The organism is Streptomyces sp. NPDC001393 (assembly GCF_053597455.1).
Genome location: NZ_JBSFIH010000002.1, coordinates 365,961 through 384,577, shown reverse-complemented (window position 1 = coordinate 384,577; position 18,617 = coordinate 365,961). Strand labels below are relative to the sequence as shown.

The following is an 18,617-nucleotide window of genomic DNA, read 5'->3' as shown; positions in this document are numbered from 1 at the left end:
GGCCCGCTCCCGGAAAGGGAGCGGGCCCGCACAGGGAATCCGCAGGAATCCGCGAGTACCTTCTAGAACGCGGCCTCGTCCAGCTCCATCAGGTCCAGCTCGACACTGGAGGCGACCTTGCGGGCGAGGGTGACGCCCGGCAGGACGTTCGCCGCGAAGAACTTCGCCGCGGCGATCTTGCCGGTGTAGAACGCCTGGTCCTTGGCGGAGGCCGTGGCGAGCTTCTCGGCGGCGATCGCGGCGCCCTTGAGCAGCAGGTAGCCGACGACGACGTCACCGGAGGCCATGAGCAGGCGGGTGGTGTTCAGGCCCACCTTGTAGATGTTCTTGGTGTCCTGCTCGGTGGCGGCGAGGTCGGTCAGCATCAGGCCGACGATCGCCTCCAGCTCCACGGCCGCCTTGGCCAGGTGCTCGCGGGCGCCGGCCAGCTCCTCGCCGCCGGTGCCGAGCGCCAGGAACTTCTTGATGTCCTCGGCGAGGGAGTTCAGCGCGGCGCCCTGGTTGCGGACGATCTTCCGGAAGAAGAAGTCCTGGCCCTGGATCGCGGTGGTGCCCTCGTACAGGGTGTCGATCTTGGAGTCCCGGATGTACTGCTCGATCGGGTACTCCTGCAGGAAGCCGGAGCCGCCGAAGGTCTGCAGCGACTGGGCGAGCTGCTCGTAGCCCTTCTCGGAGCCGTAGCCCTTGACGATGGGCAGCAGCAGGTCGTTCAGCGCGTTCTCCGCCGAGGCGTCCTCGCCGTTCGCCTCCTTGATCTGGATCGCGTCCTGGATCGAGGCGGTGTAGAGGACGAGCGCGCGCATGCCCTCCGCGTACGCCTTCTGCGTGATCAGGGAGCGGCGCACGTCGGGGTGGTGGGTGATGGTGACCTTGGGCGCGGTCTTGTCCATGAAGTTGGCCAGGTCCGGGCCCTGGACGCGCTCCTTGGCGTACTCCAGCGCGTTCAGGTAGCCGGTGGAGAGCGTGGAGATCGCCTTCGTGCCGACCATCATGCGGGCGAACTCGATGATGCGGAACATCTGGCGGATGCCGTCGTGCTTGTCGCCGATGAGCCAGCCCTTGGCGGGGTGCTGGTCGCCGAAGGTCATCTCGCAGGTGTTGGAGGCCTTCAGGCCCATCTTGTGCTCGACGTTGGTGGCGTAGACGCCGTTGCGCTCGCCCAGCTCGCCGGTCTCGAAGTCGAAGTTGTACTTCGGGACGAGGAAGAGGGACAGCCCCTTGGTGCCCGGACCGGCACCTTCCGGGCGCGCGAGCACGTAGTGGAGGATGTTCTCGGACATGTCGTGCTCACCGGAGGTGATGAAGCGCTTCACGCCCTCGATGTGCCAGGAGCCGTCCTCCTGCTGGATCGCCTTGGTGCGGCCGGCGCCCACGTCGGAGCCCGCGTCGGGCTCGGTGAGGACCATGGTGGAGCCCCACTGCTTCTCGACCGCGATCTTGGCGATGTGCTTCTGGACCTCGTTGCCCTCCTCGAAGAGGATGCCGGCGAACGCCGGGCCCGAGGAGTACATCCACACGGCCGGGTTGGCGCCCAGGATCAGCTCGGCGTAGGCCCAGATCAGGGAGCGCGGCGAGGTGGTGCCGCCGATCTCCTCGGGCAGGCCGAGCCGCCAGTACTCGGAGTCCATGAAGGCCTGGTAGCTCTTCTTGAAGGACGCCGGTATCGGCGCGGTGTTGGTCTCCGGGTCGAAGACCGGCGGGTTGCGGTCGGCGTCGGCGAAGGACTCGGCCAGCTCGTTCTCGGAGAGGCGGGTCAGCTCCTCCAGGACGCTCTTGGCGGTGTCGACGTCCATCTCCTCGAACGGGCCGGTGCCGTACACCTTGTCGCGCCCCAGTACTTCGAAGAGGTTGAACTCGATGTCGCGGAGATTCGACTTGTAGTGCCCCATGGCCACGGCTCCGTTGAGGGATCGGCGAGGCACTGACTCCTCGCACCTAGTTCACGTACCAACAAGTAGCTACGAATGATGCTACCCGCCGGTAATAAGAAGCAACCCCGGTCGGTGCAAGTGTGAGAAGGGTCTACTTCTCATTGTCCGGCAGCGGGCCCGTGAGCAGCTCCGCTCACCGGTCCGGCTGTCCGGCGAAAGCCAGGCGACCGCCCGGTATCCCCACCACGTTCGAGTGGCCGGGTGCCGCGCGGGGTGTTGCCCGTGCCCGGACAGTCGGTGCCGATCACCGTGTGCATCGCGGTCGACCGGTCCATCGGGGCAGGGCGGGACGGGATCAACGGCGTCACCCGGCGATCGCGCCATGTCTTCCCCGGCGCCATCGTGCCGCTCCCGCTCGGTACGCTTGCGCCCATGTACGGCTACGACCAGAACGTCGGTGCTCAGCAGCAGTACGCCGCACCCCAGCAGCCGATGGCCGGCGGCTACGGGCAGCAGCCGCCGCTGTATCCCGAGCCGTCCCCGCCGTCCCTCGCCGACGCGGTGCGCGCCTTCACCACCGGGCAGATGTCCGCCGAGGACTTCCAGCAGATCTTCGCCACGTCGAAGGTGTACTGCCCGCGCGGCGACACCCCCGGCTTCCTCGCCCTGCACAACACCCAGCAGCCGGTGATCCCGATGTTCACCTCGCTCAAGGAGCTGCGCCGGTACGCGGGCAAGGAGTCCAAGTACTTCGTGATCACAGGGGCGGAGGTCATCGACCTCCTGCCGACCGGCTACGGCTTCGTCCTGGACATGGAGGGCGAGCACCGGATGGTCTTCGACGCGAAGGCGGTCGAGCAGATGGTCGACTTCGCGATGCGCCGGATGTACGGCTAGCCGCCCATGTGACGCCCGTCGCCCGGAGCTCGGAGCCCGGAGGGAATTCCCTCCGGGCTCGTTCCGTTGGGGGTGGCAGAAAGTTCAACGCTCAACTAAAGTGAGCGCCCAAGGAGGTCCGACCCATGCCTGCAGTAACCGTCGAGAACCCGTTGACGCTGCCCCGAGTGACCGCTCCCGCCGACGCCGTGGCGCGTCCGGTGCTGGCCGTCTCGACCGCTCCGAGCGGTTTCGAGGGCGAGGGCTTCCCGGTGCGCCGGGCGTTCGCCGGGATCAACTACCGCTACCTCGATCCGTTCATCATGATGGACCAGATGGGCGAGGTGGAGTACGCGCCCGGCGAGCCCAAGGGCACCCCCTGGCACCCGCACCGCGGCTTCGAGACCGTCACCTACATCATCGACGGGATATTCGACCACCAGGACTCCAACGGCGGTGGCGGCACCATCACCAACGGCGACACCCAGTGGATGACGGCCGGCTCCGGCCTCCTGCACATCGAGGCCCCACCGGAGTCCCTCGTCGTGTCCGGCGGCCTCTTCCACGGCCTGCAGCTGTGGGTGAACCTCCCGGCCAGGGACAAGATGATGGCGCCGCGCTACCAGGACATCCGCGGCGGCAACGTCCAGCTGCTGACGTCGCCGGACGGCGGCGCGCTGCTGCGCGTCATCGCCGGGGAGCTGGACGGCCACGCCGGTCCCGGCATCACGCACACCCCGATCACGATGATCCACGCGACCGTCGCCCCGGGCGCCGAGGTCACCCTGCCCTGGCGGGAGGACTTCAACGGCCTGGCCTACGTCCTCGCGGGCCGCGGCAGCGTCGGTGCGGAGCGCCGGCCGGTCCACCTCGGCCAGACCGCGGTGTTCGGCGCCGGGTCCGCGCTGACCGTCCGGGCGGACGAGAAGCAGGACTCCCACACCCCGGAGCTGGAGGTCGTCCTGCTCGGCGGACAGCCCATCCGGGAGCCCATGGCGCACTACGGCCCGTTCGTCATGAACACCAAGGAAGAGCTGATGCAGGCCTTCGAGGACTTCCAGAAGGGCCGCCTGGGCACGATCCCGGCGGTGCACGGGATGTCCGCGGGCGGTATGTGATCCCTGTCGGCAGGAGACACGACAGGAGACATGAGAAGGGGACAGGCCGCGGACTCGGGTCCGACGGCCTGTCCCTGTTCAGAATGGGATGACCTTCACAGAGAGGTCACCCTCACGGAGAGGTCACCAGCACAGTGAGCTGATCGTGTGGGTGTCGCAGATTCCGTTTCCGCCCTCTCCCGCGGATGCGGCGGGGGCTGCGAGAACGGTGAGGAGCGCGGCTGCGAAGAACGCGGCAATGTGTCGCATGGTGAACGATTCCTTCCTGGGTCCTCCGGCAAGACATGTGTCTTGGGGGAATGCCCTCAGGCTTGCGTAGATCGTCACGGACTGCATCTCGAACGCACACGCGGAGTGAAGCCGCCGTGTTTCTGCGCAGGCTCCGGCTCCCGCCGGGGGCCATGGTGGCCGGGACCAGCAGCAGTGCGGCGCTGGTGATGATCCGGGCGGTGCGCTGCAGGTCCAGCGCCGTGGACTCCACCGGGTCACCGCGAACGTCCCAGGGAGCCGAAGGCGAGGAAGAGCGCCAGGAACGAGACGACGGCCACGAACAGTGCCATCCACGCCAACCGGTCGGCGTACGCGCCCGGTTGGGCCTTGTCCGCCGTACGGTCGAAGCGCACCAACGACGTCACGATCCGGCCGGGGTCGTCGGCGAAGTCGGGACACCAGGTGCCGTCCGACTCCCGTGCGGCCGGCCAGCTCTCCGGTACGCATGGGGCGTGGATACGAGGCTCCCGGCCCGCCGGAGCCGCGCACGTCACTCTGCCGGGCCCGTGCGGCAGGACACCGGTCGGCCCTCATGATCCGCTGGACGCGTGCAGCTGTTGCCCGACCCCGTTCGCCGACTCGGGGCCTGGTGTGCCGTGCTGCTGCTCGTCGCCGGGGTGGGATGGGTCGGGGTGCGGCTGTGCGGGGAGTTCCGTACCGCCGTCACACCGGTGCTGCTCGCCCTGCTCGGCACCGCGCTGCTCGGCCCGTTGTACCGGCGGCTCGTGCGGACGGGGGTGCAGGCCTCGGTGGCGGCCGGGCTCACCTGTGTCGCGGTCGTGGCCGTCGTCGGTGGTGCCGTGTACATCGTCGTCGCCGCACTCATCGACACCGGCGACCAGATCATCGCCTCGCTGCGGGAGGCCGCCAAGGGTGTCTCGGCGCACTTCGGGGCTGCCGGCACCGGCCTGGACGACCTCGCCGCCAACTCCCGCAAGCTGCTGAGCAGGTTCGGGGGCACGGCCGCGTCCAACGTCATCAGCGGGGTCAGCGTCGTCGGCGAGTCCCTCGCCATGGCCGTGCTCGCCCTGCTGCTCGTCTTCTTCTTCCTGCGCGACTCCCACCGGGCCGTGGAGATCCTGCGGGCCGTCGCGCCCGGCGGTACCGCGGACACCGTGGAGGCCGTCGCCCGGCGCGCCTTCGAGGCGGTCGAGGGGTTCATGCGCGGGACGACCCTCATCGCGCTCATCGACGCCGTGTGCACCACCGCCGGCCTGTTGATCCTGCAGGTGCCCGGCGCGGTCGGGCTCGGCGCGCTGGTCTTCGTCGGCGCCTACATCCCCTACCTCGGTGCCTTCATCTCCGGCGCGGTGGCCGTCCTGGTCGCCCTCGCCGACCGCGGCTTCGTCATCGCGCTGTGGGCGCTCGGGGTCGTCCTCGCCGTGCAGGTGCTGGAGGGGCATGTGCTGCAGCCGGTCATCCAGAGCCGGACCGTGCAGATGCACCCGGCCGTGGTGATGCTCGCCATCACCGCCGGTGCGTCCGTCGCGGGCATCCTCGGCATGCTCCTCGCGGTTCCCCTGACCGCGGCCGCCTTCGGGGTCGTACAGGAGCTGCGAACGCGTTACGCGACACCCTCGGAAGCGTCGTCCTCCGAGACACCGGCGTCGTCCGAAGCGGGGTCCTCCGAGACACCGCCGTCGCCCGAAGCGCCGTAGCCGAACGCACCGCCCTCCCGCGCCGCGCCGAAGCCGCCCTCCGACACGCCGTCCGGGTCACGCCTCGACGTGCCGCCCGAGTCTGCCCTCGACAGATCGTGGGGATCGCCCTTCACCACGCGCCCCGAGCCGTCACCCGGCATCTCGCCCGAGGCGAGCCCCGGCGTGTCCCACTTCGGTTCGGTGGCCGTCGTGCCTCCCGACTCGTACAGCTCGAACCAGATGCTCTTGCCCTCGCCCCGTGGGTTCACCCCCCAGGCGTCGGCGAGGAGTTCGATGAGCATCAGGCCGCGGCCGGAGGACGCCAGTTCGCCGGGGCGGCGCTTGTGCGGGAGGTCGTCGCCCGCGTCGGTGACCTCCACCCGCAGTCCGCGCGTGCCCGCCTCGCCGGTCACCTCGGCGAGCAGCAGCGCGTCGGTGTCGGTGTGGACGAGGACATTGGTGACCATCTCGGAGACCAGCAGCACCGCCGAGTCGACCTGTTCGGGCGAGGCCCAGTCGTGCAGCAGCTCGCGCAGGTGCCGGCGGGCCTCGGCGATCCGGTCCGGCTCGTCCTGCGCCACCGAGAGCAGGGTGCGCCGTATGGCGGGCCGGGCGGCGCCCGCCAGCTGCCGGCAGAGCAGCAGCAGCGCGATGTCGTCCTCGCGGCGGTCGGCCAGGGGGCCGGTGGTGTGGTGCGAGGACGGTCCGTGCACGCCCTGGACCAGCGCGTCGGCCAGCGACTCCAGATCGACCCCGACCCCGACCCCGGCCCCGGCACCGGTCCCGTCGTCCCCCGGATGCGCCTCCAGGATCGCGCGCAGCCGGCGCCAGCCGCTGTCGAGGTCGTGTCCGCCGGTCTCGAGCAGGCCGTCGGTGCAGAGCATCAGGGTCTCGCCGGGTTCCAGGGTGAACCGGGTCGTCGGATAGTCCGGGTCCGGGTCGACGCCCAGCGGCAGCCCGCCCTCCGTCGGCCGCATCATCACCGTGCCGTCGGCCATCCGGATCGCCGGGTCCGGATGCCCGGCGCGGGCGATCTCCAGCATCCCGGTCGCCGGGTCGGCCTCCACGTACACGCAGGTCGCGAAGCGGAGGTCGGTCATCTGGTCGTCGTGGGTGATGCCGTGCAGGAACCGGGAGGCGCGGGTGAGCACGGCGTCCGGGCGGTGGCCCTCGGCGGCGTAGGCGCGCAGGGCTATGCGCAGCTGGCCCATGAGGCCCGCGGCGCGTACGTCGTGACCCTGGACGTCCCCCATGGCCAGCGCGAAGCGTCCGGAGGGCAGCGGGATCATGTCGTACCAGTCGCCGCCGACCTGGAGGCCGCCGCCGGTCGGGATGTACCGGGCGGCCACCTGCATCCCGGGGATCTCCGGGCCGAGCGAGGGCAGCATGGAGCGCTGCAGGCCCTCGGTCAGCTCCCGCTCGGACTCCTCGGCGCCGGCCCGGGACAGCGCCTGGGCGAGCATCCGGGCCACCGTCGTCAGGACGGCGCGCTCGTCGGGCGTGAACGACACCGGATAGGCGAAGGCCGCGAGCCACGCGCCCATCGTGCGGCCGGCCACCGTCAGCGGCAGGAAGGCCCAGGAGCGGCGGCCGAAGTGCCGGGCGAGCGGCCAGGTCGCCGGATAGCGGGCCTTGTACTCCGCGGGGGAGGACAGATACACCGCGCGGCCGGTGCGGACGACCTCGGCCGCCGGATAGTCGGTGGTCAGCGGCATGTTCGAGAAGGGGTTCATGGCGCCGGGCTGGTGCCCGTGCTCGCCGGTGATCGTCAGCCGGTCGCCCTCCGCCCCGAACACCACGAGCCCGTCCGGGGAGAACCCCGGCATCGACAGACCGCCGGCCACCCGCAGCACCTCGGCCGTGGACCGCGCCTCCGCCAGCGCCCGGCCCGCATCCAGCAGGAAGGCCTCCCGCGAGCGCCGCCAGTCGCCGGTGACCGCGCTGCGGGCGGCCGGGGTGCCCGGGGTCGGCTCGGTGACCTCCTGGAGGGTGCCGATCAGCTCGTACGCCCGCCGCTCGGGGTCGTAGGACGGCTTGGACCGGCTGCGGACCACCCGCAGCACGTTCCCCTGTTCGTCCATGATCCGGATGCGCACCTCGGCGAGCGTGCCCTCGTCGACCGCCAGCGGGACCACCGCGGTGATCTCGTTCCAGTCCTCGGGGTGCAGCCGGGCCCGGGTCTGGACCTCCGTGAGGGTGGTGGCCTCCGCGGGCAGCCCGAGCAGCCGCGCCGCCTCCGCGTCCACGGTGACCAGCTGGGCGGCCGTGTCCCAGTGCCACAGCCCGGTCGCTAGGGCGGCGAGGACGTCCCCGACGGACGGTAGGGGCTCGCCTGTGCGCATTCGCCCACTTTAAGAAGATCTGACCGATAGCTGCCACCGTAGGAACAGAGGATCCCGCCCCCCTCCGGCTCGGAGGATCCTCCAGCAGGGAGGCACGGCAAATGGTGGGGAGCCGAGCTTGGGGTGCCCGGTACCCTTGATGGGTCCGGGCCCCGTGCCCGTTCTTGCCGGGGCGGCAAACCCGGCAGACGCCAACACTTCTCGAAGGACGATGAACGACGATGCATCGGTACAGGTCCCACACCTGCGGCCAGCTCCGCGCCTCTGACGTCGGCACCGACGTCCGGCTGAGCGGCTGGCTGCACAATCGGCGCGACCTGGGCGGCATCCTCTTCATCGATCTGCGCGATCACTACGGCATCACGCAGCTGGTCGCCCGCCCCGGTACGCCCGCGTACGAGGCCCTGGACAAGATCTCCAAGGAGTCCACGGTCCGCGTCGACGGCCGCGTTGTTTCACGTGGAACCGAGAACATCAACCCCGACCTGCCCACCGGCGAGGTCGAGGTCGAGGTGTCCGAGGTCGAGCTGCTGGGCGCCGCCGCCCCGCTGCCGTTCACGATCAACACCGAGGACGGGGTCAACGAGGAGCGGCGCCTGGAGTACCGCTTCCTGGACCTGCGCCGCGAGCGCATGCACCGCAACATCATGCTGCGCACCCAGGTCATCTCGGCGATCCGGCACAAGATGGCCGCGATGGGCTTCAACGAGATGGCGACGCCGATCCTGTCCGCCACCTCCCCCGAGGGCGCGCGCGACTTCGTGGTCCCCTCGCGCCTGCACCCCGGCAAGTTCTACGCGCTGCCGCAGGCCCCGCAGCAGTTCAAGCAGCTGCTGATGATCTCCGGCTTCGACCGCTACTTCCAGATCGCGCCGTGCTTCCGCGACGAGGACGCCCGCGCCGACCGCTCGCCCGGCGAGTTCTACCAGCTCGACGTCGAGATGAGCTTCGTCGAGCAGGAGGACGTCTTCCAGCCGATCGAGAAGCTCATGACCGAGCTGTTCGAGGAGTTCGGCAACGGCCGCCATGTCACCTCCCCCTTCCCGCGGATCCCGTTCCGCGAGGCGATGCTGAAGTACGGCTCCGACAAACCGGACCTGCGCGCCAAGCTGGAACTGGTCGACATCACCGATGTCTTCGAGGGCTCGGAGTTCAAGGCGTTCGCCGGCAAGCACGTGCGCGCGCTGCCCGTCCCGGCGGTCCAGGACCAGCCGCGCAAGTTCTTCGACCAGCTCGGCGAGTTCGCGGTGTCGCTCGGCGCCAAGGGTCTGGCCTGGGTCCGCGTCGGCGAGGACGGCGCGCTGTCCGGCCCGATCGCGAAGTTCCTCACCGAGGAGAACGTCGCCGAGCTGACCAAGCGCCTGTCGCTGGCCCCCGGCCACGCGGTCTTCTTCGGCGCGGGCGAGTTCGACGAGGTCTCGAAGGTCATGGGCGCGGTGCGGGTGGAGGCCGCTCGTCGCGCCGGCCACTTCGAGGAGGGCGTCTTCCGCTTCTGCTGGATCGTCGACTTCCCGATGTACGAGAGGGACGAGGAGACCGGCGCGATCGACTTCTCGCACAACCCCTTCTCCATGCCGCAGGGCGGCCTGGAGGCCCTTGAGACCCAGGACCCGCTGGACATCCTGGGCTGGCAGTACGACATCGTCTGCAACGGCGTCGAGCTGTCCTCCGGGGCGATCCGGAACCACGAGCCGGAGATCATGCTCAAGGCCTTCGAGATCGCGGGCTACGACCGCGAGACCGTCGAGGAGAAGTTCGCCGGCATGCTCCGCGCGTTCCGCTTCGGCGCCCCGCCGCACGGCGGCATCGCCCCCGGCGTGGACCGCATCGTCATGCTCCTCGCGGACGAGCCCAACATCCGCGAGACGATCGCCTTCCCGCTCAACGGCAACGCCCAGGACCTGATGATGGGCGCCCCCACCGAACTGGAGGAGGCCCGCCTGCGCGAGCTGCACCTGAACATCAGGAAGCCGCAGCCGAAGTAGTACGGCCGTAGTACGGCGCTGTTCGTCAGTCCCCCGCGTCGGGGCCGGAGTCCGTGTCCGGCTCGATGTCGGGGGACGCGCCGTCTTCCAGGAGGCGCTCGGCGATGTCGTCGGACCAGCGTTGGGCCCAGGCGCGCAGGGCGACGACCTCGGCCTCGTCCAGCCCATACCGAATGAAATCCGCGTCGGAGTAGAAGTCCGTCCCCGTCAGCCGGGACTGCAGCGTGGGCAGGTCGAAGGGGTCATGGGCGTGTCGGCGGCCCAGTTCCTCCAGATCGGGGAACGAGAACCGGGCGGCGGCGGCCCGCGCATCGACCAGATCGACGGCCGCGCCCCGGTCGTACAGCGCTCGGATCTTCGTCCCGACGGCATCCTCCAGGGAGAGGGCCGGGCCGTACTCGGTGAGCGTCGGTGGCTGCCAGAGGGCCTCCTTGTGCAGCGCGAGGGCGCAGGCCTCCCCGGTCGGCGGGTCGGTGACGGTCAGCTGCGCGGTGAGCACCGCGACCGCGCCGGTCCGCACCTGCCGGCCCCGCGCCTCCAGGGCCGCGCCGACCGCGGTGGCGATCCGGTCCATGCCCTCGGGACTCTCCGTGGCGAAGTCCAGGTTCGCATGCGGGCGTTGCAGCAGCCCGTGCGCCTGGAGGGCATATCCGCCGGCGAGCACCAGCCCGTACGGGCCGCCTGCGGTGACGACGTCGGCGAGGAGCCGGTGGTGGGGTTCGGGGAGGTTCACGACATCGGTACTCTGCCAGACCGGGGGCGTGCGGCACGGCTGCCCCGCCCCCGGTTCACTCAGGCCGATGCCGTCTCGGTGTCCTCCGGCTCGTCGGCGAAGAGGTCGTGGACGCACTCTACGTGGGGCGTCCGGTCCAGCCAGCGGCCGAGGAGCTCCAAGTCGGTGCAGCCGGAGATGCGTTCACGGGCCTCCTCCGGGACGGTGATGCCACGCGCTTCCAGGAAGCGGAGGATGGCCTTGGCCTCGCCCTTGGCCTCGCCTTTGGCCTCGCCGTCGAGGTAGACCTCCTCGAACATAGTGCCCCGGCCGGGGAAGAAGTTGGTGAAACCCATCAGCTCTCTCCATGTCTCGCGGGCCGGAGTGTCCCCCAGGCCGATCTCCAACAGGCCGCCGAGGTGCCCGGCGGCCTGGCTGTCCTCCATTGCTTTCAGGGCGCCGGCCGTAGCCTCCAGTATGGCCGGGGCCTCCGGATCCCGGCCATGTGTGATGGCCGAGAACACCGCCATCGCGGGGTTGCTGGCGGCCTTACGCTGGTCGGTGATCTTCGGTACGTTGTCCGGGCCCAGGACCAGGGGATGGGTGCTGTGGGTGGTCCAGCCGCGGACCTCGCAGGTGAACGGCCCGGTCGCCCAGCGCGCGGTGCGCCGGTCCGTGCAGGTGACGAGGAGCAGTACCGGCAGGCAGAACTTCTCCTGCAAGTACGTCACGTAGTACGGCCAGCTCGTCGTCTTGCGCTCGTCGCGCTTCAGCTGTGTCTCGATGGCGAGCAGGAAGTGGTCCCCGTCGGACGGTTCGACGCGCAGGACCGTGTCCACTCGTCTCTCCAGGGGCTGGATCTCCGTCACGTCGGCGCTGAGAACCGCCACCGACGCCTTGGCGGACATCGGGACTCCTAAGAGGTCGAAGACCGGGGTGAGGATCTCCGGCCGGTCCTGGAAGATCCGGTGGGAGGCCTCGTGGGTGGATGTGACCATGCGCGCAACTTATGGGCGCAGAAGGGCCGGTTGGGTGGTGTTCCGGATGCGTTCAGTCTTTCGAGTGGCGCAGAAACGTTCTTCGTTCTCGGAGATTTATTCGGGGCGCTGTCACACACTCCCGAGCCGGGGTGTCAGAGAGATGTCCGACTCCGATCGCGTTTCCCGGGAGCCTCTCATGCACACCGCCCACATCGTCGTCACCCTGCTCGCCGCCCTGATGGCCGGGTTCTCCGGGGCCGTTCTGCTGATGCGGGCCGAGTGGATCGTGCAGGCCCTCACCGACTACTCCGTGCCGCAGAGCTGGTGGACATGGCTCGGGCTGGCCAAGGCGGCCGGGGCCGTGGGGCTGGTGGTGGGGCTGGGTGTGCCGGTGATCGGGGTGCTGGCCGGGATCGGGCTGGTGCTCTACTTCCTCGGGGCCGCGGTCACCGTGGCCCGTGCCCGGTGGTACTCCCACATCCCGTTCCCGCTCGTCTACGCCGCCCCGGTTGTCGGCACGCTCGTCCTCGGGTACGCCTCCTGAGCCGGAAAGCTCTCACCGCGAGGCGGCAACTTCCCTGTGCGCGGCGACCACTGAGGAGTCGTAAGGCAGGTTCAGCACACCCTTAAGGACTCCTCCGTGGCTGCTCCCTCCCACCGCCGTTCCCTCCGCAAGCGGCGCACCCTCGCCGTGTCCGCCGCCGTCGTGGTCGCGGGCGTCGGTGCCGGGGTGTTCGTGATGAACGCGAACGCCACCGCGGCCGATCTCTACCACCAGACGCTCCCCGCCAAGGACGGCTGGGCCGCCTCCGGCACCGGGACCACCGGCGGTTCGAAGGCCGACTCCGCGCACACCTTCACCGTCTCCACCCGCGCCCAGCTGGTGAAGGCCCTGGGCTCGGCCTCCGACACCACGCCCCGGATCATCAGGATCAAGGGCACCATCGACGCCAACACCGACGACAGCGGCAGGAAGCTCACCTGCGCCGACTACGCGAAGGGGACGGGCTACTCGCTCCCGGCCTACCTCAAGGCCTACGACCCCGCCACCTACGGCCGCTCCAAGCTGCCCTCCGGCACACAGGAAAGGGCCCGCGCGGCCGCGCAGAAGAAGCAGGCGGCGACCATCGTGTTCAAGGTGCCGGCCAATGCACGGCGGGTCCGGGAAGAGCGTCTCTTCCCGGACCCGCCCACGCTGTCGGAGCCGTGTCGGAGTCGTCAGCCTTCCTCGCCGCCGAAGCGCTCCTTGTAGGCCGCCAGGTCCTCCTCGGTCAGCTTGGCGAACAGGACCGGCGGGACCGTGAAGGGGGTGCCGGCCGGGACCGAGGCGAGGGCCCTGGCCTCGTCGGCGGTGACCCAGGTGGCGGTGTCGTCGGCGAGCGAGAACGCCTCGCGCATCGCCTTCGCCGTGGACGGGATCAGCGGCTCGGAGACCACCGCGTACAGATGGATCAGGTTCATCGCCGTGCGCAGGGTGAGGGCCGCGGCGTCCTTGTCGGTCTTGATCTGCAGCCAGGGGGCCTTCTCCTCCAGGTAGGAGTTGCCCGCCGACCACAGGGCGCGCAGGGCCGCGGCGGCCTTGCGGAACTGCAGCGTCTCCATGTGGCCCTCGTACTCCGCGAGGAGGCGGGCGATCTCTTCGCCGAGGCGTGCCTCCGCCTCACCGGGCTCGCCGCCGGCCGGGACCTCCTCACCGAAGCGCTTCTTCGAGAAGGACAGCACGCGGTTGACGAAGTTGCCGAGGGTGTCGGCGAGGTCCTTGTTGACCGTGGCGGTGAAGTGCTCCCAGGTGAAGGACGAGTCGTCCGACTCGGGGGCGTTGGCGATGAGGAAGTAGCGCCAGTAGTCGGCCGGGAGGATGTCCAGGGCCTGGTCGGTGAAGACACCGCGCTTCTGGCTGGTGGAGAACTTGCCGCCGTAGTACGTCAGCCAGTTGAAGGCCTTGACGTAGTCGACCTTCTTCCACGGCTCGCGCACACCCAGCTCGGTGGCCGGGAACATCACCGTGTGGAAGGGGACGTTGTCCTTGGCCATGAACTCGGTGTAGCGGACGTCGGTGTCGACGTCGTACCACCACGACTTCCAGTCGCGGTTCTCCGGGTCCTGGTCGGCCCACTCCTTCGTCGCGCCGATGTACTCGATCGGGGCGTCGAACCAGACGTAGAAGACCTTGCCCTCGGCGGCCAGCTCCGGCCAGGTGTCCGCCGGGACCGGGACACCCCAGTCCAGGTCACGGGTGATCGCGCGGTCGTGCAGGCCCTCGGTCAGCCACTTGTGGGCGATGGAGGAGGCGAGCTGCGGCCAGTCCTTGTCGTGCTTGGCGACCCACTCGCGGACCTCGTTCTCCAGCTTGGACTGGAGGAGGAAGAGGTGCTTGGTCTCGCGGACCTCGAGGTCGGTCGAGCCGGAGATGGCGGAGCGCGGGTTGATCAGGTCGGTCGGGTCCAGCACGCGGGTGCAGTTCTCGCACTGGTCGCCGCGGGCCTTGTCGTAACCGCAGTGGGGGCAGGTGCCCTCGACGTAGCGGTCCGGGAGGAAGCGGCCGTCGGCCGGCGAGTACACCTGGCGGATCGCCCGCTCCTCGATGAAGCCGTTCTCGTGCAGCTTGCGGGCGAAGTGCTGGGTGATCTCCCGGTTCTCGGGGGACGAGCTCCGGCCGAAGTAGTCGAAGGCGAGCGCGAAGCCGTCGTAGACCGCCTTCTGGGCGTCGTGTGCCTGCGCGCAGAACTCGTCGACCGGCAGACCCTGCTCCTTCGCGGCCAGCTCGGCCGGGGTGCCGTGCTCGTCGGTGGCGCAGATGTACAGGACGTCGTGGCCGCGCTGGCGGAGGTACCGGGAGTACACGTCCGCCGGGAGCATGGACCCCACCATGTTGCCCAGGTGCTTGATCCCGTTGATGTACGGAAGGGCGCTGGTGATGAGGTGTCGAGCCATCGTGGCTGCTCCCAGGTCGCTGCTTTTCTGCGGTTTCGAACCTTGAAATCGTAGCCGACATGGGTGGGCCGCCCGCTTCCCGTTTTGCAGGGTGGGAAGGGGCGGCCGCGGGGTCGACGGGGTGGTTACGCTCCGTTACGGGCGCCAGGCGGCGAGCAGGCCCTCGTACAGCTCGGTGTCGGTCAGTTCGCGGGGGGTGGGGCCCGCGTGGAAGAAGGAGGTGTTCGGGGTCTTCAGCTTGCGGAGGTAGTCGAAGGCCTTGTTGTCGTGCTCTCCGAAGGCGACGAAGGAGAAGAAGACGGCGGGGTGGGTCTCCGCCGCCGTGGTGAGGGCCTGGGTGGCGGGGGTCTTCGCGTCCGGCGCGCCGTCGGTCTGGAAGACGACGAGGGCGGGGGTGGCGGGGGTGGTGTCCTTCTCGTACTGCTCGTAGTGGGCGAGTACGGCCTCTACGGCGGCGTGGTAGCTGGTACGGCCCATGCGGCCGAGGCCGGCGTGCACGTCGTCGATCTTCGTCTCGTGGTCCGGGGTGAGGGTGAGGTCGGTGGTGCCGTCGATCTCCGTGGAGAAGAAGACGGTGTGGACCGTGGCCTCGGGGTCCAGGTGGGCGGCGAGGGCGAGGGTCTGGTCGGCGAGGGCCTGGGCGGAGCCGTCCTTGTAGTACGGCCGCATGCTCGCGGAGCGGTCGAGCACGAGGTAGATCTTGGCGCGGGTGCCGGTGAGGTCCTTCGCCTTCAGGGTGGCTGTGGCGGCCTTGTAGGCGGTGGTGAGGGAGGGGGTGCGGGACCTGAGCTTGGTGAGGGTGGTGGCGGGGGTCTTCTTGGACGCGGGTTCCTGCGGAGCGTCGGCCTCCGGCGTGGGGGCCGGTTCGTCGGGGGTTTCCTGCGGGGTTTCCTGCGGAGCCTGCGGAGCTTCGGCGGGGGAGTCCTCGGCTTCGCCTTCGGCCTCCGGGTTCCCACCCGCACCACCCGTGCGGCTTTCGTTGTCGGGTGCGGGTGGCCCCTGTGGGGTGTCCTCGCCGTCGGCGGGCTGCGGGGCGGTCGTCTCGTCGGTCGGTGCGGCGGTCTCCTCCGCCGTCTCAGACGCCGCCGTCTCCTCCTCCTCGACCTCCCGCACCTCAGCCTCCGGCTCGACCTGCGTGTCAGCCTCAGCCTCAGCCTCGGGCTCGGTGTGCGTCTCGGCCTCAGGCGCCTGCGCGGCCTCGGGCTCAGCCGTCTCCGCGACCGCTGGCTCGGCCTGCTTCTCGGCCTCAAGCGGCTCCGTGGCCTCAGGCTCGGCCAGCTCTGCGACCTCAGGCTCAGCCGCCTCTACGGCCTCGGCGTCAGCCAGCTCTGCGCCCTCAGCCGCAGCCGGCTCAGCGATCTCAGCCTCAGCCGTCTCCGCGACCTCAGCCGCGGTCGGCTCTGCGACTTCGGCCTCAGCCGGCTCCGCGACCTCCGGCTCGGCCGGTTCTGCGCCCTCAGCCGCAGCCGGCTCAGCGCCCTCGGCCTCAGCCGGCTCCGTGGCCTCCTGCTCAGCCGGCTCGGCCTCCGGCTCGGCCTGCGGCTCAGGCTCCTCCGTGGTCTCCGGCTCGGGCTCCGCCGTGGGCTCCGGCGTCGGGTGTTCCTCTGTCGGCTTTGACGGGTGGGGGACCTTTACGTTGTTGAAGGCTGCTGCCACCAGGTCGTGCTCGTCGGAGGTGGAGTGGCGGGGTTCGGGGACGGTGGGGTCGGCTGCGGGGGGCGTGGGAAGGGGGGTTTCGGGTTGTGCGGGCAGGCGGTTCGCACCCTCTGCCTCGGTGGCGCGCCCCTTGCGGGAGCGGCTGAATGCGTTCCGCAGGAGAGTGAGAATGCCCATGTGTGCAACCCTTCGCGTGAGTTGATCCACGTCGATCCCTGGCCAGGACGGACACGTAAGGTTAGCGAAGCGCTCAGTGGGGGGAAGCGATCGCCCGGGCCGCCGCGACCTCCTGTCGCAGGGGCTCCAGGACACTGCCCGCGGGGCCGGTGAGATCCGTGCGGACCGGGGTGAGGGTTTCCGCGTCCCGGACGCCCTCCGACAGCTCCCGGAGCTGCAGGACGACCTGGGCGATCTCGGCCTCGCCCGGGGGCGGTGCCCCGTGCCGCACGCGGACGCGGGCGGCCGTCGTCGCGTCGACGATGCGTTCCACCGCCACGACCAGCGGCCACCACGCGGCGGCGCGGCGGCCGGTCGGCGGGGGCTCGGTCAGGGCCCGCTGGAACTCCGTACGGATCACCGACAGGTCGCGGTAGAGGCGGCGGCGCATGCGGGCGCGGGCGGCCGGGTCGCCGTCAGGGGCGAAGGCCGTTTCCACATAGCGCGCCGTGTCCGCCACCGCGTCGGCCAGGCGGTCGCCGACCCTGGTGCGCCAGCTCTCCGGCCAGAGCAGGTAGCCGGCGGTCAGGGCGATCGCGCAGCCGAGGAGCGAGTCCGTCAGGCGGGGCAGGAGCAGGGCCGTTCCCTGGTGGTTCAGGATGTCGGAGAGGAGGAGGATCACGGGGGTGATGGCTGCGGTCTGGTAGCCGTAGCCGCGGGGGGTCAGGGCCGGGATCAGGGGGGCCAGGAGCAGCATGGCGAGGACGTCCCACCAGCCCAGCGGGACCTCCGCCAGGACCACCGCCGCGATCACCAGCCCGGCCACCGTGCCGAGGGCGCGCAGCAGGGCGCGGGAGAAGACCGAGCCGAAGTCGGGCTTCAGGACGAAGGTGATCGTCAGGGCCACCCAGTAGGAGCGGGGGACGGGGATGAGCGAGACCAGGGCCTGCGCGATGCCGATGCAGACCGCCAGGCGCAGGCCGTAGCGCCAGGAGTTGGCGGAGAGTACGACGTTGCGGGCGGCTCGCGCCGTACGGATGCCCAGCGTTGCCGGGCGGCCCAGGCGGTCGTCGATGCCGCGGGGATCCACGTCGGGGGTCGTCACCACCTCGGCGGTGTGGCGCAGGGCGTGGTCCACCGCTCGGGCCGTCTCCGTCGTCGGCACGGGGAGGTCCAGGGCCACCGGGTCCGTGCGGCCCGTTTCGACCGCACGGGCCAGGTGGTGGACCGCCTCCGGGATCCGGTCCGGCAGCGGGCGGCGCGCCAGATGGGCCGCGGGGGCCGCCTCCATCACCGGGGTGATGGCGTTCAACTGGGCCAGCAGACGGGTGAGTTCGCGGCTGCGGCCGTGGTGGCGGGCGCGCCGGGCCAGGATCAGGTCGTAGGACTGGTTGAGGGACTGGGTGACCGCGTGGCGGGCCTCGTCGTAGCCCTCGGTCCGGTCCGTGCCGGAGACGGCGAGGAGGGTGGCGACCGTGCGGTACGTGGCCGCCACCGCCGCGCGTTCGGGCACGCCCGAGCGCAACGGCCAGGCCAGCAGGGCGAGGAGGAGGACCAGGAGACCGCCGCCGGTCATCAGGGCGGGGGCCAGCCACCAGGGGTGCGGCAGGGGGAGGCCCGCGCCCACCACGCAGTTCAGCAGCAGGAGCAGGCCCGAGACCGAGGCCACCGCGCCGATCGTCGAGATCATGCCGGAGAGCAGGGCGATGCCGGTCACCACGGCCACCGCGTACCAGCCGTGGCCGTACACCAGCGTGCCCAGCGTCACACCGACCGCGCCGAAGAGCTGCGGGACGGCGATGTTGAGGATGCGCATGCGGTAGGCGTCGGCGGTGTCGCCGATGACGCCGGACAGGGCGCCCATGGAGGCGAGGGCGCCGTACGCCGGGTAGCCGGTGGCGAGGCCGATCGCCAGGGGGAGGGCCATCGCGACGGCGGCGCGGGCGGCGGCGGCCTTGTTGACGGGGGCCTGCTGGGGGCGGAGGTTCCGGACCAGCCAGTCGGGCGGGGTGAGGCCGATGGGGAACTCGCGCGCCATGCGGCCATTATCACCGGTTCGTTCCGGCCGGCCCGAGGT

General features: G+C 70.4%; 14 protein-coding genes and 1 pseudogene. 6 read left to right on the top strand and 9 right to left on the bottom strand.

What is annotated here, in order from left to right; all coding sequences use genetic code 11:
- Positions 1 to 62: 62 nt before the first annotated feature.
- Positions 63 to 1,889 carry an acyl-CoA dehydrogenase gene (locus tag ACWC2T_RS04760; protein WP_450669070.1) on the bottom strand — a complete coding sequence of 609 codons (1,827 nt, stop codon included), beginning with the start codon at positions 1,887 to 1,889 and terminating at the stop codon, positions 63 to 65.
- A gap of 414 nt (positions 1,890 to 2,303) precedes the next feature.
- On the opposite strand from ACWC2T_RS04760, the gene ACWC2T_RS04755 reads away from it, so the two are divergent.
- Together ACWC2T_RS04755 and ACWC2T_RS04750 are read left to right on the top strand one after the other, a co-directional pair.
- Positions 2,304 to 2,768, top strand: coding sequence for an SseB family protein (locus ACWC2T_RS04755; RefSeq protein ID WP_031172737.1), 465 nt, complete (start codon positions 2,304 to 2,306; stop codon positions 2,766 to 2,768).
- Between the two features lie 125 nt (positions 2,769 to 2,893).
- A complete protein-coding gene (locus ACWC2T_RS04750) occupies positions 2,894 to 3,865 on the top strand; it encodes a pirin family protein (protein WP_450669001.1) in 972 nt (323 codons plus the stop codon).
- A 123-nt stretch (positions 3,866 to 3,988) separates the two neighbouring features.
- On the opposite strand, the gene ACWC2T_RS04745 is transcribed toward ACWC2T_RS04750, so the two are convergent.
- Both ACWC2T_RS04745 and ACWC2T_RS04740 read right to left on the bottom strand, forming a co-directional pair.
- Positions 3,989 to 4,114 carry a hypothetical protein gene (locus ACWC2T_RS04745; RefSeq protein WP_351213129.1) on the bottom strand — a complete coding sequence of 42 codons (126 nt, stop codon included), beginning with the start codon at positions 4,112 to 4,114 and terminating at the stop codon, positions 3,989 to 3,991.
- Positions 4,115 to 4,350: 236 nt separating this feature from the next.
- Complete coding sequence (locus ACWC2T_RS04740; RefSeq protein WP_450669000.1) at positions 4,351 to 4,491, bottom strand: hypothetical protein; 141 nt, start codon at positions 4,489 to 4,491, stop codon at positions 4,351 to 4,353.
- Positions 4,492 to 4,683: 192 nt separating this feature from the next.
- Between ACWC2T_RS04740 and ACWC2T_RS04735 the strand changes: the two genes are divergently transcribed.
- A complete protein-coding gene (locus ACWC2T_RS04735; RefSeq protein ID WP_450668999.1) occupies positions 4,684 to 5,793 on the top strand; it encodes an AI-2E family transporter in 1,110 nt (369 codons plus the stop codon).
- Here ACWC2T_RS04735 and ACWC2T_RS04730 read toward each other — a convergent pair.
- On the bottom strand, positions 5,700 to 8,117 hold the full coding sequence (locus ACWC2T_RS04730) for a SpoIIE family protein phosphatase (protein WP_450668998.1): 2,418 nt from the start codon (positions 8,115 to 8,117) through the stop codon (positions 5,700 to 5,702). The two genes, ACWC2T_RS04735 and ACWC2T_RS04730, sit on opposite strands and share 94 nt — an antisense overlap.
- A gap of 221 nt (positions 8,118 to 8,338) precedes the next feature.
- Between ACWC2T_RS04730 and aspS the strand changes: the two genes are divergently transcribed.
- Positions 8,339 to 10,102 carry an aspartate--tRNA ligase gene (gene aspS, locus ACWC2T_RS04725; protein ID WP_450668997.1) on the top strand — a complete coding sequence of 588 codons (1,764 nt, stop codon included), beginning with the start codon at positions 8,339 to 8,341 and terminating at the stop codon, positions 10,100 to 10,102.
- Between the two features lie 25 nt (positions 10,103 to 10,127).
- On the opposite strand, the gene ACWC2T_RS04720 is transcribed toward aspS, so the two are convergent.
- On the bottom strand, positions 10,128 to 10,835 hold the full coding sequence (locus ACWC2T_RS04720) for a nucleotidyl transferase AbiEii/AbiGii toxin family protein (RefSeq protein WP_450668996.1): 708 nt from the start codon (positions 10,833 to 10,835) through the stop codon (positions 10,128 to 10,130).
- Positions 10,836 to 10,894: 59 nt separating this feature from the next.
- On the bottom strand, positions 10,895 to 11,812 hold the full coding sequence (locus ACWC2T_RS04715) for a hypothetical protein (protein WP_450668995.1): 918 nt from the start codon (positions 11,810 to 11,812) through the stop codon (positions 10,895 to 10,897).
- Between the two features lie 178 nt (positions 11,813 to 11,990).
- Here ACWC2T_RS04715 and ACWC2T_RS04710 point away from each other — a divergent pair, with 178 nt between their 5' ends.
- Together ACWC2T_RS04710 and ACWC2T_RS04705 are read left to right on the top strand one after the other, a co-directional pair.
- Positions 11,991 to 12,338, top strand: a complete 348-nt coding sequence (locus tag ACWC2T_RS04710) for a DoxX family protein (RefSeq protein ID WP_450668994.1) — start codon at positions 11,991 to 11,993, stop codon at positions 12,336 to 12,338.
- Positions 12,339 to 12,434: 96 nt separating this feature from the next.
- Positions 12,435 to 12,944, top strand: a pseudogene (locus ACWC2T_RS04705) (pectate lyase family protein); the annotation flags it as partial.
- Positions 12,945 to 13,012: 68 nt separating this feature from the next.
- Here ACWC2T_RS04705 and metG read toward each other — a convergent pair.
- The 3 genes from metG to ACWC2T_RS04690 form a co-directional block, all read right to left on the bottom strand.
- Positions 13,013 to 14,728 (bottom strand): methionine--tRNA ligase, encoded by a 1,716-nt coding sequence (gene metG, locus ACWC2T_RS04700; protein ID WP_450668993.1) that lies wholly within the window; start codon positions 14,726 to 14,728, stop codon positions 13,013 to 13,015.
- A 135-nt stretch (positions 14,729 to 14,863) separates the two neighbouring features.
- Entirely contained in the window at positions 14,864 to 16,561 is a 1,698-nt protein-coding gene (locus tag ACWC2T_RS04695) for a VWA domain-containing protein (protein ID WP_450668992.1), read from the bottom strand.
- A gap of 73 nt (positions 16,562 to 16,634) precedes the next feature.
- On the bottom strand, positions 16,635 to 18,578 hold the full coding sequence (locus tag ACWC2T_RS04690; RefSeq protein ID WP_450668991.1) for an FUSC family protein: 1,944 nt from the start codon (positions 18,576 to 18,578) through the stop codon (positions 16,635 to 16,637).
- Positions 18,579 to 18,617 lie beyond the last annotated feature (39 nt).

Excerpts from the sequence above, each read along its gene's own strand:
- ACWC2T_RS04760 (WP_450669070.1), bottom strand. The coding sequence starts at position 1,889 with ATGGGGCACTACAAGTCGAATCTCCGCGACATCGAGTTCAACCTCTTC.
- ACWC2T_RS04755 (WP_031172737.1), top strand. The coding sequence starts at position 2,304 with ATGTACGGCTACGACCAGAACGTCGGTGCTCAGCAGCAGTACGCCGCA.
- ACWC2T_RS04750 (WP_450669001.1), top strand. The coding sequence starts at position 2,894 with ATGCCTGCAGTAACCGTCGAGAACCCGTTGACGCTGCCCCGAGTGACC.
- ACWC2T_RS04745 (WP_351213129.1), bottom strand. The coding sequence starts at position 4,114 with ATGCGACACATTGCCGCGTTCTTCGCAGCCGCGCTCCTCACCGTTCTC.
- ACWC2T_RS04730 (WP_450668998.1), bottom strand. The coding sequence starts at position 8,117 with ATGCGCACAGGCGAGCCCCTACCGTCCGTCGGGGACGTCCTCGCCGCC.
- aspS (WP_450668997.1), top strand. The coding sequence starts at position 8,339 with ATGCATCGGTACAGGTCCCACACCTGCGGCCAGCTCCGCGCCTCTGAC.
- ACWC2T_RS04715 (WP_450668995.1), bottom strand. The coding sequence starts at position 11,812 with ATGGTCACATCCACCCACGAGGCCTCCCACCGGATCTTCCAGGACCGG.
- ACWC2T_RS04710 (WP_450668994.1), top strand. The coding sequence starts at position 11,991 with ATGCACACCGCCCACATCGTCGTCACCCTGCTCGCCGCCCTGATGGCC.
- metG (WP_450668993.1), bottom strand. The coding sequence starts at position 14,728 with ATGGCTCGACACCTCATCACCAGCGCCCTTCCGTACATCAACGGGATC.
- ACWC2T_RS04695 (WP_450668992.1), bottom strand. The coding sequence starts at position 16,561 with ATGGGCATTCTCACTCTCCTGCGGAACGCATTCAGCCGCTCCCGCAAG.
- ACWC2T_RS04690 (WP_450668991.1), bottom strand. The coding sequence starts at position 18,578 with ATGGCGCGCGAGTTCCCCATCGGCCTCACCCCGCCCGACTGGCTGGTC.